17 protein-coding genes are annotated in these 15045 nt (G+C 65.4%); 8 read left to right on the forward strand and 9 right to left on the reverse strand.

Annotation, left to right across the window (positions count from 1 at the left end; genetic code table 11):
• Positions 1–16 precede the first annotated feature (16 nt).
• Positions 17–550 carry a GNAT family N-acetyltransferase gene (locus KC8_RS19640; RefSeq protein WP_010124835.1) on the reverse strand — a complete coding sequence of 178 codons (534 nt, stop codon included), beginning with the start codon at positions 548–550 and terminating at the stop codon, positions 17–19.
• Between the two features lie 256 nt (positions 551–806).
• Here KC8_RS19640 and KC8_RS19645 point away from each other — a divergent pair, with 256 nt between their 5' ends.
• Entirely contained in the window at positions 807–1208 is a 402-nt protein-coding gene (locus KC8_RS19645) for a dihydroneopterin aldolase (RefSeq protein WP_010124836.1), read from the forward strand.
• Positions 1209–1350: 142 nt separating this feature from the next.
• Here KC8_RS19645 and KC8_RS19650 read toward each other — a convergent pair whose 3' ends face one another.
• On the reverse strand, positions 1351–2193 hold the full coding sequence (locus tag KC8_RS19650; protein ID WP_232455591.1) for a hypothetical protein: 843 nt from the start codon (positions 2191–2193) through the stop codon (positions 1351–1353).
• A 245-nt stretch (positions 2194–2438) separates the two neighbouring features.
• Here KC8_RS19650 and KC8_RS19655 point away from each other — a divergent pair, with 245 nt between their 5' ends.
• From KC8_RS19655 to KC8_RS19670, 4 genes are all read left to right on the forward strand, one after another.
• Entirely contained in the window at positions 2439–3095 is a 657-nt protein-coding gene (locus KC8_RS19655; RefSeq protein ID WP_010124838.1) for an energy transducer TonB, read from the forward strand.
• 78 nt (positions 3096–3173) lie between these two features.
• Complete coding sequence (locus tag KC8_RS19660) at positions 3174–3923, forward strand: MotA/TolQ/ExbB proton channel family protein (RefSeq protein ID WP_029624431.1); 750 nt, start codon at positions 3174–3176, stop codon at positions 3921–3923.
• Positions 3924–4031: 108 nt separating this feature from the next.
• Positions 4032–4511, forward strand: coding sequence for an ExbD/TolR family protein (locus KC8_RS19665; protein ID WP_010124841.1), 480 nt, complete (start codon positions 4032–4034; stop codon positions 4509–4511).
• A gap of 16 nt (positions 4512–4527) precedes the next feature.
• On the forward strand, positions 4528–4959 hold the full coding sequence (locus tag KC8_RS19670) for an ExbD/TolR family protein (RefSeq protein WP_029624432.1): 432 nt from the start codon (positions 4528–4530) through the stop codon (positions 4957–4959).
• Positions 4960–5253: 294 nt separating this feature from the next.
• Here the strand turns inward: KC8_RS19670 and KC8_RS19675 are convergent, their stop codons facing one another.
• The 5 genes from KC8_RS19675 to coaBC are packed head-to-tail and all read right to left on the reverse strand — an operon-like array spanning position 5254 to position 8773.
• Positions 5254–5604 carry a DsrE family protein gene (locus KC8_RS19675; protein WP_086495651.1) on the reverse strand — a complete coding sequence of 117 codons (351 nt, stop codon included), beginning with the start codon at positions 5602–5604 and terminating at the stop codon, positions 5254–5256.
• The gene (locus tag KC8_RS19680; protein ID WP_010125150.1) at positions 5601–6353 is read right to left on the reverse strand and encodes a HesA/MoeB/ThiF family protein; all 753 of its coding nucleotides are present in this window, start codon (positions 6351–6353) and stop codon (positions 5601–5603) included. The genes KC8_RS19675 and KC8_RS19680 overlap by 4 nt, the downstream gene beginning before the upstream one ends.
• Positions 6350–6838 (reverse strand): dUTP diphosphatase, encoded by a 489-nt coding sequence (gene dut, locus KC8_RS19685; RefSeq protein WP_010125151.1) that lies wholly within the window; start codon positions 6836–6838, stop codon positions 6350–6352. Before dut ends, KC8_RS19680 begins: the two co-directional genes overlap by 4 nt.
• A 59-nt stretch (positions 6839–6897) precedes the next feature.
• The gene (locus KC8_RS19690) at positions 6898–7638 is read right to left on the reverse strand and encodes a type 1 glutamine amidotransferase domain-containing protein (protein WP_010125153.1); all 741 of its coding nucleotides are present in this window, start codon (positions 7636–7638) and stop codon (positions 6898–6900) included.
• On the reverse strand, positions 7586–8773 hold the full coding sequence (coaBC, locus tag KC8_RS19695; protein WP_029624481.1) for a bifunctional phosphopantothenoylcysteine decarboxylase/phosphopantothenate--cysteine ligase CoaBC: 1188 nt from the start codon (positions 8771–8773) through the stop codon (positions 7586–7588). The genes KC8_RS19690 and coaBC overlap by 53 nt, the downstream gene beginning before the upstream one ends.
• Before the next feature lie 155 nt (positions 8774–8928).
• Between coaBC and ligA the strand changes: the two genes are divergently transcribed.
• The gene (ligA, locus tag KC8_RS19700; RefSeq protein ID WP_010125155.1) at positions 8929–11064 is read left to right on the forward strand and encodes an NAD-dependent DNA ligase LigA; all 2136 of its coding nucleotides are present in this window, start codon (positions 8929–8931) and stop codon (positions 11062–11064) included.
• Between the two features lie 51 nt (positions 11065–11115).
• Here ligA and ubiB read toward each other — a convergent pair whose 3' ends face one another.
• Complete coding sequence (gene ubiB / locus KC8_RS19705) at positions 11116–12654, reverse strand: 2-polyprenylphenol 6-hydroxylase (protein ID WP_010125156.1); 1539 nt, start codon at positions 12652–12654, stop codon at positions 11116–11118.
• Positions 12651–13379, reverse strand: a complete 729-nt coding sequence (locus KC8_RS19710; RefSeq protein WP_010125157.1) for a class I SAM-dependent methyltransferase — start codon at positions 13377–13379, stop codon at positions 12651–12653. Before KC8_RS19710 ends, ubiB begins: the two co-directional genes overlap by 4 nt.
• Positions 13380–13470: 91 nt before the next feature.
• Between KC8_RS19710 and mutM the strand changes: the two genes are divergently transcribed.
• Together mutM and rpsT are read left to right on the forward strand one after the other, a co-directional pair.
• Positions 13471–14283 carry a bifunctional DNA-formamidopyrimidine glycosylase/DNA-(apurinic or apyrimidinic site) lyase gene (gene mutM, locus KC8_RS19715; RefSeq protein WP_010125158.1) on the forward strand — a complete coding sequence of 271 codons (813 nt, stop codon included), beginning with the start codon at positions 13471–13473 and terminating at the stop codon, positions 14281–14283.
• A gap of 95 nt (positions 14284–14378) precedes the next feature.
• A complete protein-coding gene (rpsT, locus tag KC8_RS19720; protein ID WP_010125159.1) occupies positions 14379–14642 on the forward strand; it encodes a 30S ribosomal protein S20 in 264 nt (87 codons plus the stop codon).
• Positions 14643–15045: the final 403 nt, after the last annotated feature.

Here is a 15045-nt window from a genome sequence, read left to right on the forward strand (position 1 = left end):
TAGGCGATAGCGCGGCCTAGCGCAAAGCGCCGTCGGCCACAGCCAGCCGGCGGGGGCGCAAATGCCCCTGCGCCGGCAATGGCGCCGCACCACGCAGGCGCGCCAGCAGGCGCCGCCGTTCAACCGGCCCGGGGACGCTCCAGCCACCCGTCACCTGGGCGGTAAAGCCGAAAAAGCGTTCATAATATTCGGGATCGCCGATCAGCATCAGCGCGTCGGCATGGCCCGCATCGGCCGCGGCAATCATGACGTCCATCAGCCGCCGGCCAATGCCGTCGCGCTGCCGATCGGGCCGCACGGCGACCGGGCCGACCAGCGCCAGCGGCATGATCCGGCCGTCATCGCCCACCAGTTCGATCGGCCAGCTTTGCAGCGTGCCAACCAGTTCGCCGGCATCGTCGAATGCGGCGAACGACAGTTCGGGAATCGCGGCCACCCCTTCGCGCAGGCGATACGCGGTGCGGCCGTGGCGATCGGTGCCGAATGCGGCATCGAGCAAGGCTTCAACGGCGGCGGGGTCTGCGGCGGCGATCGGGGCGAGCGTGATCAATCCTGGGGGGAACTTTCCGATTGTCGGGATGATAAGGAATGGGCGCGCCTCTAGCGTCTTCGCGACGAAAGAAAAGGTCGAATTGCGGACGAGCCGGGCAGGGGGCGGCTGGGGGCTTTTCCACAAGGACCGTGGAAAGGGGTGTGGATAAGCCTGTGATAGCGACGCGCCGGCCGTGTCCCGCCGGGGCCGCGCCCGACTTGCCCGATTTTCAGGCAGCCGCTACCGCAGCTGCGAACCAAGCGAGAAAAATCCAATGACCACGCCGCCGATCCTTGATGGACTCGTTCCCGCTGCCCTTGCCCCGAAAACGCGCCGCATCTTTTTGCAGGAATTCGATTTGCCGGTGGATATCGGTTTTCATGATTTCGAGATTGGTGCGCCGCAGCGACTGACGGTTTCCGTCGAAGTCTGGGTCGACGAAGCGAGCTTTGCGATCGAGGATAATGCCGCCGCCGCATGGAATTATGATTTCCTGCGGACCGAGATCATTCGTCTCGCCAACAGCCGCCGCTTCAACCTGCAGGAAACGCTTGCCCGGGCGATCTATGATCTGGTCGCTGCGCGCGCCGGCGTGAAAGCGCTGCGCGTATCCACCTGCAAGCCGGACATTTACCCCGATTGCGCCGGGGTGGGGGTCGAACTCGCATCCTTCTAGGGGGCGAAGTCCGTACGTGATTCGCATATTGCTGCGAATCACGTTGAAGATCATGGATTTTCGGACTGAAAAAGTGTCGCCAATCTTCGAAAAATGGCGATGCCTTCCCGTTATTCGTTGCGTTTGACGCAAACGAATCGCTTCATCGGGCCGGAAAATTGCGCGTACAGGGCCGTAAGCCGGCAATGACGACATGATAGTCGGCGCGTGCCGCTTCGGCTTCGTTCGGGCCAAGATCCGCGGTCGATCCCTCGGGTAGGGCCGGCGGCAGCGAACAGGCCAGGCGATACCATAACAGGCTGTCCGCCGCGGGCGGCCTGGCGCTGTCATCCACCATTTCCCCCAGCGCCACCGCCCAGCGCGGGGGTTCGCCGGGACGGCGCAGCACGCTCAGCGAAACCGGCCGGCCATCATCGGTGCCAAGGAAGATCTGCGTCTCGCTTTCGCCCGGCAAGGAACCGGGAACGTTGAAGGCGTTGCCCACGCGGGTGATGTGGGGCGGGGCGTCCGCCGCGCTCAATTCGCGCAGGATGCCGCGGGTCTTCGCATCCATGTCCGGCGACCACCATAATTGGCCATAGGGCGCGGCCAGTCGCAGTTCGCCGGGGCGATCCGGCACAAGATCGGCATAGAGCAGCAACCGCGCCTTCTTCAGTTTCGGCGCGCGATTCGCGGAGTCGAGCGGCACGTCCGCCAGCCACGAAACCATGGCCGGCACCCCGGATTTCCCACCCAGCAAGGCGCCGGTCCTGCCTTGCAGGTAGAAGCGCTGATGCCCCGCCGGCACGCCGGCCGCCATCGCGCCCTTCAGCTTTGTGGCCGCTGCAACCTCGACATCGACGACGACATCGGATGCCTCGGTCAGGCTGGTCAGATCGGCATAGGTGAATGCCGGATTTTCGGCGATTCGCGGCTCGGAATGCGCGGGTGCGAAGGGCAGGGACAGCGCTGTCAAAGTTAACGCGGCAAGGGTCGATCGGCGCATGTTCACTCCTGGGGGCCAAGCCTCCGCAACCATTCGGAAACGATGTATGATCAGGGTTTCGCACGATGGGGGCGGCGGGTTCAAGCGTCGGACAAAGGAATTGCGTCGTCGAAACTGTCGCGATAAGGACACACATCCCGTCAATAATTATTGAACAAGACGGTACCCGCTGGATTTTAGCGGACCTCCCCACGGGCGGTCCGTTGCCCGTGATGCTTGTGGATTGGAGGGAGTGTCGTTCCTTAATGGCTTATGCTGATCAATCGATGAGCTCCCGCCGGGTCGTGGCGATCGGCATTGTCGCACTGCTGCATGCAGTGATCGGCTATGCGTTCGTGACTGGCCTGGCCTATAACGTCGTCAAGAAGGTTGCCCAGGATCTGAAGACCTTCGACGTCGAAGAGGAGCCGCCTCCCCCCGAGGAGTTGCCGCCGCCGCCGCCGCCCGAACAAAAAGTCGAGCCGCCGCCCGTACTTGCACCGCCGCCGATCGTGAGCGTGCCGAACCCCACGCCGCCGCCAGTTGCGACGGTCAGAGAGGCTCCGCCCCCGATCTTCACGCCTGCAGCGCCGACGGCCCCGCCGCCGCCGCCGAAGCCGAGTGTCGCGTCGGCCGCCAAGCCGCGCGGTAACCCGATGACGTGGGTGACGACGGAGGACTATCCGTCGCGCGCTCTGCGTGAAGAGCGTGAAGGCGTCACCGCCGTCGCGTTTGAAATCACGACCGATGGTCGCATCGAAAATTGCCGGGTGACATCGTCGAGCGGTTCGCCCGACCTCGATGACGCGACCTGCCGTAACCTCACCCGCCGCGGCCGTTATACGCCCGCCAAGGATGATGCCGGCAACCCGCTGCAGTCGTCCGATACGCGCCGCGTTCGCTGGCAGATGCCCAAAAATTAACACCGGCCGGCGCCGGACGCCCAGATGGCAGTCCGGCCCGCCACCGTTACTAATTCGACGAAGAGGAAGAACACCGAAATGGCTACCCCCGCTGCAGCGCCTCATGGCGGCGATAACCCCTACGGCCTGATGGCCGCCCTGGAGCAGGGCGGAACGATCGCCTGGGCCACCTTCATCATCCTCGTGGTGATGTCGGCCGCGTCCTGGTACATCATGTTCACCAAGCTGCTCGAACAGCAGAAGATCCTCAACCAGGCGAAGCGCGTGCGCAGCTCGTTCTGGGGCACGCCGAGCCTGAAGGACGGCGCAGCCAAGCTCGAGAAGAACTCGGCCTATCGCCAGATCGTCGACGACGGCCTGCGCGCCCAGGAAGAACACACCAAGCTGACCGATCCGATCGACCAGCATGACTGGCTGCTCGGCTCGCTCTCGCGCAGCCAGCAGGCTGTGAATTCGAAGCTGGGCAACGGCCTCGCCGTTCTCGCGACCGTGGGTTCGACCGCACCGTTCATCGGTCTGTTCGGTACCGTTATCGGTATCTACCGCGCGCTGATCAAGATCGGTGCAGCTGGCCAGGCTTCGATCGACGCCGTCGCCGGCCCGGTCGGTGAAGCTCTGATCATGACCGCGCTCGGCCTCGCCGTCGCCGTTCCGGCCGTGCTCGGCTACAACTGGCTGATCCGTCGCAACAAGGTTGTGGCCGAACAGCTGGCCGCTTTCTCGACCGACATCCATGGCTACATGGTGTCGAACGGTGCGGTGAAGCCTGCGCTGATCTCGGCCAAGCCGGCCGCTCCGGTTGCCGCCAAGCCGGCGACCAAGGCGTAAGAACATCGGCCCGGCGCGGCCCCCTTGTGCGGGACCGCGCCGGAAACGCCGGGTCGTTCGTTCGGCCTGCGGGCCGACGAAGTTTGAAGTAGGACAGGATCTCACCTTATGGCCATGAGTGCAGGGCCCGCTGAAGACGACGCCCCGATGTCCGACATCAACACGACGCCTCTCGTGGACGTCATGCTGGTGTTGCTCATCATCTTCCTCATTACCGTTCCCGTCGTCATCCAGACGGTTCCCGTCAATCTGCCGAAGGTTGTGTTCGAACCGACGACGACCAAGCCCGAAAACGTTGCGCTTTCGGTGCGTGCCACCGCCGGCAAATGCGAAGTTTACTGGGGCCAGACCCTGGTGACGCCGCAGGAGCTTCTCGATCGTGCGGTGGTCAAGCTGCGGGCGGAAATCGACAAGCAGGGCGGCCCGACCGCACCTGGCGTCGAACTTCCGGAAGCGCATATTCGCGGTGACGTGAACACGCCGTATCGCTGCATCGGCGGCGCGATCTTCACCATGCAGCGCGCGGGCTTCGCGCGGGTCGGCTTCATCTCCGAACCGCCGGCTGGCTTCGTGTCGCAGCGTCTGTGATCCAGGAGTAACCATCATGGCAATGGCCGCAAGCACCGCCGAAGGTGAGCCGATGATGGACATCAACACGACGCCGTTGATCGACGTCATGCTGGTGCTCCTCATCATGTTCATCATCACCATCCCGATCCAGACGCATGCGGTGAAGCTCGACCTTCCGGTCGACGATCCCACGCAGAAGACGCCGCCGCCGATCGACGCCGTGAAGAACAAGGTCACGATCGATCCGGCCGGCACGGTGTTCTGGAACGGCAGCCCGCTGCCGAATCTGACGGTTCTCCGCCAGTATCTGGATCAGACCCAGACGATGAACCCGGTTCCCGAGCTGCATCTGCAGCCCGACCCGCAGGCCCGTTACGTGGTTGTCGACGAAGTTCTCGCCGTCACCAAGCGCGCCCAGGTCGAGAAGATGGGTTTCGTTGGCAACGAGGCCTACGGCAGCTGGTAAAACCAGACCGTATCCCGATGCGGAAATGATAAGGGGGCAGGCCAGTGGCTTGCCCCCTTTTTCTTTGTGCGCTGCTGGTCGCGGGTGAAGGGGCGCCAGAGACGGCGGCCGGCAGGTGGGTAAGGACAAGGCGGGCATCGCCGCTGATCCGAGGCGGGCCTGTCTGATTGGCGCAAGGCGGTGCGCCTGCGCCGTTAAGCTGCCCTATTTTGATTACGGTTTTCGAGAGACCGGATGATGCTATCCGGCCCGACATCGCTCCAGCGGATCGTGCTGATCGGGTGGGTGCCCCGTTCAGACGACGACGAGCCGATCTTCGTTCAATGTCTGGAGCAGGCTGACCATGCCGGCCCATCCAATCCGCGAATCGAACCCATCGGCCTGTGCGCCGATCAAAGCGAGACCGGCCTGGCACCCGATTACGGCGACGCCCGCATCGAGCGCATCGCCCAACATGGCGGCCTGACCGGGCAGGCCGGTTGCGGCATAGTCGCCGGCATCGTCACCGCTGAGCAAGGCGACGGCGCGTTCCTGCAGGAAGACGCGGCAGGACCCGCCCAGCGCATTGTGCGCCAGCGCCATCATCAGCGCCGTGCGGAAGCGTTCGGCATCCGCGCTGGCGACGACGATGGTGAGACCGGTCATGGCGCAGTGCAGCCGCAGCCGGGATCCTTGGGTAGGCCGAGCGTACGGAAGCGGAAGGCGAGCGCATCGACCAGCAGCAATTTGCCGGCGCTGTCGTCGCCAAAGCCGGTCATGGCGCGAATGGCCTCCATCGCGGCGAGGCTGCCGAGCACGCCGGTGAGCGCGCCGAGCACGCCCTGATCGGCACAGCTGGCATCGGCGCGGTCGGGATCATGGCCGACGAAGCAGCGATAACAGGGCTTGGTGGCTTCCCAGCCGCGATAGGTGGCAAGCTGCCCTTCGAACTGGCCCACGGCGGCCGAGACGAGCGGAATGCGCAAAGCCAGCGCGGCATCGGCAACGGCGAGGCGGGTGGCGAAATTATCGCAACCGTCGAGGATCACGTCGTGCCCGGCGAGCAATGCTGCGGCGTTGGCGGCGGTGATCCGTTCGGCAACGGGCTGGACGACGACATCGGGGTTAAGCGCCGCGATCCGTTCGGCGGCGACGTTGACCTTCGGTCGCCCGACATCGCTGGTGGCGAACAGCGTCTGGCGCTGGAGGTTGGACGCCGCGACATGATCGTCATCGAACAGGGTGATGTGGCCGATGCCGGCCGCGGCGAGATATTGGAGCGCGGGCGAACCGATGCCGCCCGCGCCGATCACCGCGATCCGCGCGGCGAGCAGCTTCATCTGGCCGACGCCGCCAATTTCGCGCAGCACGATGTGGCGCGCGTAACGATCCAGCTGCGCGTCGGACAGGTTCATCCCTTGCTGACCCCGGTCGATCCGAAACCGCCAAGGCCGCGTTCGGTGGTGGCGCTGAATTCATCGACCACCGCGAATTGCGGGCGAATGATCGGCAGGAAAACGAGCTGGGCGATGCGATCGCCGGGTTCGATCAGGATCGGATCGCTGCCGGGCGGGTTGCGGTTCCACGCGCTGATGAAGATCTGATTGGCATAATCGGCATCGATCGTGCCGACCGCCTGGCCCAGCACCAGCCCCTTTTTATGCCCCAGCCCGGATCGGGCGAGCAGGAAGGCGACCATGTGCGGATCGTTCATCAATACGGCGATTCCCGATGGAATCAGCACGGCGGGCGCCTGGGCTTCAATCGACAGCGGGGCTTCGATGCAGGCGTGCAGATCGATCCCGGCGGATTGCGCGGTCTGGTAGGCGGGCAGCCCCCAGCTTTCGAGGCGCGGATCGACGATCTTGAGTTCGATGGTCGGGCGCGGATCGAAGGCCATGAATTGGGTTTCCTGTGCGGGAGGACGATGCCGGGGGGTAGGCGGCGGAGCGGCGCGGTTCAAGCCTTGAGCAGGGCCAGCAGCGCTTCGCCGAGCATCTGGGACGATGCGGGGTTCTGGCCGGTGATCAGGGGGCCGTCGCGGACGACGAAGGGCGCGTGCGGCGGCCCGCAGCGATAATCGGCGCCGAGCGCGCGGAGACGATCTTCGAGGATGAAGGGGGCAAGGGTGGCGAGACCGGCGGCTTCATCTTCCACCCGGCTGAAGGCGGTGAGGGTGCGGCCCGCGACGAGCGGGCGGCCATCGGGCATGCGGGCGGCGGTGAGCGCGGCCTGCCCGTGGCAGATGAAGGCTATGGGGATTTTCCGAGAAAAAGCCTGTTCGATCAATGCAATGGAGCGGGTATTTTCGACCAGATCCCACATTGGCCCAAGGCCGCCGGGATAGAAGATCGCGTCGAACCCGGTCGCATCGATGCGGGCGAGGGGGATGGTTTCGGCCAGCGCCGCCTGTGCCGCCGGATCGCTGCGGAAACGGGCGACGGAGGACGGCACGGGCGTCCACGCATCGCCGGTCGGATCGGTCGGCACTGCGCCGCCTTTGGGCGAGGCGAGGGTGATTTCCGCCCCGGCATCGCGGAGCACGAAATAGGGCGCGGCAAATTCTTCGATCCACAGGCCGGTGGGGCGCAGGGTTTCGCCCATCACGGCCTGTGAGGTGAGGACGATCAGGATGCGCATCGCCGCGTCAGCCGGCGAGTGCGGCCGCGATGCGATCGGCCAGCCGCGTGGCCACGACATCTTTGGGCAGATCGGGCCAGCTTTCCACCCCATCGGCGGAAACGATGTGGACGCTGTTATTGGCCCCGCCCATCACATCGCCCGACACATCGTTGGCGACGATCCAGTCGGCGCCCTTGCGGGTGCGCTTGGCGGTGGCGTGGGCGATCACATCCTGCGTTTCGGCGGCAAAACCGATCAACAGGCCGGGGCGGCGTGCGCTGTGGCCCAGGGTAGCCAGGATATCGGGATTTTCGGTGAAGGCGAGGCTGGGTGGCGCGCCATCGGCCTGCTTCTTGATCTTCTGCCCGGCGGCAGCGACATGCCAGTCGGCGACGGCGGCGACCATGACGGCGGCGTCGGCGGGCAAGGCGGCATCGACGGCTGCGGCCATTTCGCGCGCGGTTTCCACATCCACCCGGTTCACCCCGGCGGGGGTGGGCAACGTAACGGGGCCGGCGATCAGCGTGACCCGCGCGCCCAAGGCCGCGAGCGCGCCGGCAATGGCGAAACCCTGTTTGCCCGACGAACGATTGGCGATGTAGCGCACCGGATCGATCGGTTCATGCGTCGGCCCGGCGGTGACGAGGATGTGCCGGCCGGCAAGCGGGCCGGCTGCCCCCAGCGCACGCTGGATCGCGGCGAGGATGATTTCGGGATCGGGCAGGCGGCCGGGGCCATATTCGCCGCAGGCCATGGCGCCTTCATCCGGTTCCAGCACCGTCACGCCATCGGCGCGCAATTGGGCGACGTTGCGTTGGGTTGCGGCATGCCCCCACATGCGCACGTTCATGGCCGGGGCGGCCAGCACCGGCTTGTCTGTGGCGAGGAGCAGGGTGGTGGCGAGATCATCGGCGATGCCGGCGGCCATCCGGGCCAGCAGATCGGCGGTGGCGGGGACGATGACGACCAGATCGGCCTGCCGGCTGAGCTGGATATGGCCCATTTCCGCTTCGTCCTTCAGATCCCACAGGCTGGTGTGGACCGGCTGTTCGCTGAGCGCCGCCAAGGTCATCGGCGTTACGAACTGCTGGCCGCCGGCGGTGAGCACGCAGCGCACCGATAGGCCGGCCTTGCGGATCAGCCGGACGAGTTCGCACGCCTTGTAAGCGGCGATCCCGCCGCCGACGATGAGAAGGATCTTGCGGCCGTTCATGCGGCATACCCCGTTGCGGCGGGACGGATTTCGTCGGTTGCCATATGCTTCGCCCATGCCGCCAGTCGCCCGTGAAGTCGAGCGAGGATGATGGGGGACCATATCGAAGGCGGGCGGCTTGATCCATGCCGGCAATATCGCCTAGCGCTGGCGCCATGACGCAACTGTCCTTCCCCATCGATGATGCGAGCGCGACCGACCGGCTGGCCTGGCTCGCAAGCGAAATCGCCCGCCATAACGCGCTGTACCATGCGGACGACGCGCCGGAGATTTCGGACGCGGAGTTCGACGCGCTGGTGCGGGAAAATGCGGCGATCGAGGCGGCATTCCCGCATCTGATCCGCGCTGATTCGCCGTCGCGATTGGTGGGCGCGGCACCCGCCGGGCCGCTGGCCAAGGTGGCGCACGCGCGGGCGATGCTGAGCCTGGACAACGCCTTTGCCGACGAAGATGTGGCCGAGTTCATCGATCGCATCCGCCGGTTTTTGAAGCTGGCCGATGATGCGGCGGTGGCGGTGACGGCCGAACCCAAGATCGACGGGCTATCCTGTTCGCTGCGCTACGAACAGGGCCGGCTGGTGCAGGCGGCGACGCGCGGCGATGGCGCGGTGGGTGAGGATGTGACCCCCAATGTGCGCACGATCCGCGATATTCCGCAGATGCTGCCACCGGGCGCGCCCGACGTGTTCGAGGTGCGTGGCGAAGTCTATATGGCCAAGGCCGATTTCGACGCGCTGAACGCCCGGCTGCTGGCCGCGGTGGACGATCCCGCCAAGGCGCGCCAGTTCGCCAATCCGCGCAATGCGGCGGCGGGATCGCTGCGCCAGAAGGATGCGAACGTCACCGCCGCCCGGCCGCTTTGTTTTCTGGCGCATGGCTGGGGCGAGGCATCCGCGCTGCCGGCGGATACGCAATATGGCGTGATGCGGGCGATTGGCGACTGGGGTTTTCCGGTGTCCGATGCGCTGGTGCGGGTGGACAGCGTGGAGGCGATGATCGCCCATTATCGCGGGATCGAGGCTAAACGCGCCGATCTGCCGTTCGATATCGACGGGGTGGTGTACAAGGTCGACCGGCTCGACTGGCAGGAACGGCTGGGCTTTGTGGCGCGCGCGCCGCGCTGGGCGATCGCGCATAAATTTCCGGCCGAACAGGCGCAGACGACCCTGCGCGCGATCGACACGCAGGTGGGCCGCACCGGCAAGATCACGCCGGTGGCAAGGCTGGAGCCGGTGACGGTGGGCGGCGTCGTCGTCACCAACGCGACTTTGCACAATGCCGACGAGATCGAGCGGCTGGGCGTGCGCCCGGGTGACCGGGTGGTGGTGCAGCGCGCAGGCGACGTGATCCCCCAGATTGTCGAGAATCTGACCCGCGACGAGGATCGCCCGGCATGGCATTTCCCGACGCACTGCCAGGAATGCGGATCGGCGCTGGCGCGGGAAGAAGGCGAGGTCGACTGGCGCTGCACCGGCGGGCTGATCTGCCCGGCGCAGCGGGTGGAACGGCTGCGCCACTTCGTCAGCCGCCACGCGCTGGATATCGAAGGGCTGGGGCTGACGCATATCGAGGCGTTCTTCAAGGACGGGCTGATCCGATCACCCGCCGATATCTACCGCCTGACGGAACAGCGCGAAGCCCTGATCGGGCGTGAACGCTGGGCGGAAACATCGGTCGATAATCTGATCCGCGCGGTGGATGCGAAACGCCGTCCGCCGCTCGACCGGTTCCTGTTCGCGCTGGGCATCCGCCATGTCGGCGAGGTGACGGCGCGCGATCTGGCGCGGCGCTATTCGACATGGGCCGCGCTGTCGGCGATGATCGATGCGTGCATCGCCAAGCGGGCCGAACTGGTGCCGGCGGTGGGCGAAAGCGACGAGAAATTCCGCGCGCGCACCGCCAAGGAACTGGCCGCGATCATCGAAACGCCGGGCGTTGGCCCCGAAGTGGCGCAGGCGCTGGTCGATTTCTTCGCCGAGCCGCATAATCGCCAAGTGCTGGACGACCTGCTGGCGCAGGTGACGGTGGACGCGGTGATCCACGAAACGCGGGCATCGGAGGTGACGGGCAAGACGGTGGTGTTCACCGGTAGCCTGGAGACCATGTCGCGCGATGAAGCCAAGGCACAGGCCGAGGCGCTGGGCGCGAAGGTGGCGGGATCGGTTTCGGCCAAGACCGATCTTGTCGTCGCCGGGCCGGGGGCCGGATCCAAGCTGAAGAAAGCGGCTGATCTGGGCATCCGCGTTATCGACGAGGCCAACTGGCAAGCGATCGTGGCCCAGGCGGGCTGAGGAGGCGTCAGGAGGCCGGGTACGCGGCCCGGCCCACTCCCCCTTCAGCCTCTAGCCGAGCAGCCACCAGAAGGACGCCGCAGCGCCCGTGGCGGCAGCCGCCAGCGCGACCACCGCATAGCGCCAGCCACCGCCGATGCGCACCACCGCGATTTCGGCGATCGGCGGCAAGGGCGGCGCGCCGCCTGCCGGCGGGAAACGCGTTTCGATGCGCCGGATGAGTTCGGGCAGCCGTGCGATCGTCTTCACATCTTCGCGCAGGCGATCGGCGATTGCGGCTTCCGGGCCGAGTTCGGAGCGCAGCCATTCCTTCACGAAGGGGGCGGCCGTGTCCCACATGTTGATATCGGGATCGAGGGCGGTTGCGACGCCTTCGACCATCACCATCGTCTTTTGCAGCAGCAGCAGGTGCGGCTGGGTCTGCATGTCGAAATCGCGGGTGATGGCGAACAGCCCGTCGAGCATCTGCCCGATCGACATATCCTTCACCGGCCGGCCGCGCATCGGTTCGCCGACAGCGCGCAGCGCGGTCGCAAATTCGGCGACATCATGGTGCGCGGGCACATATTGCGCTTCGAAATGAATTTCGGCGACGCGGCGATAATTGCCGGTGATCAGGCCGTAGATGATTTCCGCCAGCCACAGCCGCGCGCGGCGATCAATCCGGCCCATGATGCCGAAATCGATCGCGGCGATCCGCCCGTCCGGCCGCACAAACAAATTGCCCTGATGCAGATCGGCATGGAAGAAACCTTCGGCGATCGCCTGGCGCAGAAACGCCCGCACGAGATTGCCGGCGATAGCGGACGGATCATGGCCGGCGGCGACCAGCGCGGCCCGATCGGACATCTTGATGCCGTCGACCCATTCGAGCGTCATCACCTTGCCGGATGTGCGTTCCCAATCGATCGCGGGCACGACGAAGGTGGGTTCGGCCTCCATTCCATCGGCGAGTTCGGATGCGGAAGCGGCTTCGCGGCGCAGATCGAGTTCGCGCGCCGTCCAGCGCTTGAACGTGGCGATGATCATGCGCGGGCGCAGGCGCGCGGCTTCGCCCCCCATCGCTTCGACTTGGGCCGCGGCCCATTCATAGGTGTCGATCGCGCGGGCAAATTCACGTTCCACGCCGGGGCGCAGCACCTTGACCGCGACATCGCGGCCGTCGGGGGTGACGGCGCGGTGGACCTGCGCGATCGAGGCGGCGCCGACCGGCACCGGATCGAACGACGTGAACAATTCTTCCAGCGGCCGATCGAATGCGCGTTCGATCTGGTCGCGAATCTCGGCGAACGGCAAGGGCGGCAGCGCATCCTGCAGGCGCAGCAGATCGTGCGCGGCATGTTCGCCCACCAGATCGGGACGGGTGGCCAGGCTTTGCCCCAGCTTGATCGCGGCCGGGCCGATCGCCTGGAAGGCATCGGCATAAGCCGGCTGTTTGGGAACGCGCGCGCCAAACCGGGCGATGCGCGCCAGCCGGCGCACGGCCGGCGGCGTCATCGGATCGCGTTCGATGCCGCGCAGCGCCCCGTGGCGCGCCAGCGTGCGCCCCCAGATGAGGAGGCGGGACAGGTGGACGATGGGGTGGGTCAAATCTTCCAGCCGCTGTGAATGGCCACCAGCCCGCCCATGATCGGTTCGACATTGGTGCGCACGAAGCCCGCCTCGCCGATCATGCGTTCGAATTTCGGCATGTCGGGGAAACGGCGAATCGATTCGATCAGGTAGCGATAGCTGTCTTCGTCATTCGCCAGCAATTTGCCCAGCTTGGGCACCAGCCGGTGCGAATAAGCGTCATACACCTCGGCGAAGATCGGCCACTGGTTGGTCGAAAATTCGAGGCAGAAGAATCGCCCGCCGCGTTTCAGCACCCGATGGGCTTCGCGCAGGGCGGCGGGAATATCGGTGACGTTCCGAATGCCGAAGGCGATGGTGTAGGCGTCATAGCTGCGATCATCGAAGCTCAGCGTCTCGGCATTCTGTTCGGACCAGATCAGCCCGTGAATACCGCGCTTCTTCGCGCGATCCATGCCGACTTCGAGCATCGCCGGGTTGATATCGGCCACGGTTACTTCGGCGCCGGACCGGGCGTGGCGAAAGGCGATATCGCCGGTGCCGCCGGCCATATCGAGAATCGATTCGCCGGCGCGGGGCTTTACCCGGCGCACGAAGCGATCCTTCCACAGCCGGTGCATGCCGCCCGACATGGCATCGTTCATGATGTCGTAGCGCGCCGCGACATTGCGAAACACGGCACCGACGCGCTCGGTCTTTTCCTCAGGGCTGACGTCGGCATAGCCGAAGGACACGGTTTCCATGCCGGCTCCATAGAGCCTGATCGTTTGCGGTGAAAGCGCTATGCGCGGCGCACTTGCGGGGAAGGGGCCTCGGCCATAACGCTGGGCCATCATGCCGGAGCTTCCCGAAGTCGAGACGACCGTGCGCGGTCTGCGTCCCCCGCTGGAAGGCCAGCGCCTGATATCGATCGAACCGCGCCGGGCCGATCTGCGCCGGCCGATTCCCGTCGATCTGCGCCAGCGGCTGACCGGTGCACGGGTGACGGGGCTGGGCCGGCGCGCGAAATACGGGCTGATCGATACGGACCGGGGCGATACGCTGATCTTCCACCTCGGCATGTCGGGCAGCTGGCGGATCGATCCGGCCGAGATCGGCAAGCATGATCATCTGCTCATCGAAACCGAATCCGGGCGGCGGCTGGCGCTGAACGATCCGCGACGATTCGGATCGCTGGATCTGGTGGCGACGGCCAAGATCGATGATTTTCCCGCGTTCCGCACGCTGGGGCCGGAACCGTTGGGGGCAGGGCTGTCGGCCGCGCACCTGAAGACGGCGTTCGCGGGCCGGGTGGCGGCGGTGAAGCTGCTGCTGCTCGACCAGCGGATCGTGGCGGGCCTCGGCAATATCTATGTGTGCGAAGCGCTGCATATGGCGAAGATCGCGCCGACCGTGGCGGCGGGAAGCATCTCGCAGGCGCGGTTGGCCAGGCTGGTGGACGCGATTCGCGAGGTGCTGGCCGCTGCGATCGAGGCGGGGGGATCGACGTTGCGCGATTATGCCCAGCCGAACGGTGAACTGGGCTATTTCGCGAACCAGTGGCGCGTCTATGGGCGCGAGGGCGAGGCGTGTGGATGTGGTACGCCGGTAGCGCGGCGGGTGGATGGCGGGCGATCGACCTTTTTCTGCCCCAAATGCCAACGCTGAAGGTTGACGATTTGGCCCATCGGTGTATGTAGCCGGCCTTCCTGGGGCGGGATCAATCCCGCACCACATCCCTTTTTGATCTATCGAGGACGAGCATGGCGAACACGCCGCAGGCAAAAAAGCGCATCCGCCGGAACGACCGCCGGGCCGAGATCAACGGCGCGCGCGTCAGCCGCATCCGTACCTTCCTGAAGAAGGTGGAACTGGCGCTGACCGCTGGTGACAAGGCCGGCGCGACTGTCGCGCTTGCGGCCGCCCAGCCTGAACTGGCCCGTGGCGTTTCGAAGGGCGTGTTCCACAAGAACACCGCCTCGCGGAAGTTTGCCCGTCTGACGAAGCGCGTTTCCGCGCTGAGCTGATCTTCCGATTACTATCGGGTTAAAGCCCGTCGCGGAGAAATTCGCGGCGGGCTTTTTGCATTTGTTGTTACGGATTCGCGAATTCCAGCATTTCTCACGATTCGACCTGGATGACAGATTCGTGAACTCTGAAATAATAGCTGAAAACCAAGGATTTAAGGCGCTTTGACGCAAATGCAGGGCTTTTGCTGTCAAGCGCCATTATTTCTTTTTTGTTTCATCCGAAGGCCTTGATCGATCGGCAATCGCCTTCCAGAAAGATCATCCGCAGCGGCTGAGTCTGTCCGATGCGGGAAAGCGGTAGCGTTGGAATTCATGTTGCAGTCGGGGGCGGCTGTGCAGGGGACAGTTTGTTCCCCGGATTCCGATGCGTCCGTGGGGGATAACAACCGAAGGGAAAGAC

The organism is Sphingomonas sp. KC8, assembly GCF_002151445.1.
Taxonomy (GTDB): domain Bacteria; phylum Pseudomonadota; class Alphaproteobacteria; order Sphingomonadales; family Sphingomonadaceae; genus Sphingomonas_E.

Bases quoted from the DNA above. Each gene is read 5' to 3' on its own strand.
- KC8_RS19650 (WP_232455591.1), bottom strand. From the start codon at position 2,193: ATGCGCCGATCGACCCTTGCCGCGTTAACTTTGACAGCGCTGTCCCTG.
- KC8_RS19645 (WP_010124836.1), top strand. From the start codon at position 807: ATGACCACGCCGCCGATCCTTGATGGACTCGTTCCCGCTGCCCTTGCC.
- KC8_RS19655 (WP_010124838.1), top strand. From the start codon at position 2,439: ATGGCTTATGCTGATCAATCGATGAGCTCCCGCCGGGTCGTGGCGATC.
- dut (WP_010125151.1), bottom strand. From the start codon at position 6,838: ATGGCCTTCGATCCGCGCCCGACCATCGAACTCAAGATCGTCGATCCG.
- KC8_RS19675 (WP_086495651.1), bottom strand. From the start codon at position 5,604: ATGACCGGTCTCACCATCGTCGTCGCCAGCGCGGATGCCGAACGCTTC.
- KC8_RS19670 (WP_029624432.1), top strand. From the start codon at position 4,528: ATGGCAATGGCCGCAAGCACCGCCGAAGGTGAGCCGATGATGGACATC.
- rpsT (WP_010125159.1), top strand. From the start codon at position 14,379: ATGGCGAACACGCCGCAGGCAAAAAAGCGCATCCGCCGGAACGACCGC.
- mutM (WP_010125158.1), top strand. From the start codon at position 13,471: ATGCCGGAGCTTCCCGAAGTCGAGACGACCGTGCGCGGTCTGCGTCCC.
- KC8_RS19660 (WP_029624431.1), top strand. From the start codon at position 3,174: ATGGCTACCCCCGCTGCAGCGCCTCATGGCGGCGATAACCCCTACGGC.
- KC8_RS19710 (WP_010125157.1), bottom strand. From the start codon at position 13,379: ATGGAAACCGTGTCCTTCGGCTATGCCGACGTCAGCCCTGAGGAAAAG.
- KC8_RS19665 (WP_010124841.1), top strand. From the start codon at position 4,032: ATGGCCATGAGTGCAGGGCCCGCTGAAGACGACGCCCCGATGTCCGAC.
- ligA (WP_010125155.1), top strand. From the start codon at position 8,929: ATGACGCAACTGTCCTTCCCCATCGATGATGCGAGCGCGACCGACCGG.
- coaBC (WP_029624481.1), bottom strand. From the start codon at position 8,773: ATGAACGGCCGCAAGATCCTTCTCATCGTCGGCGGCGGGATCGCCGCT.
- KC8_RS19680 (WP_010125150.1), bottom strand. From the start codon at position 6,353: ATGAACCTGTCCGACGCGCAGCTGGATCGTTACGCGCGCCACATCGTG.
- KC8_RS19690 (WP_010125153.1), bottom strand. From the start codon at position 7,638: ATGTCGTGGCCACGCGGCTGGCCGATCGCATCGCGGCCGCACTCGCCG.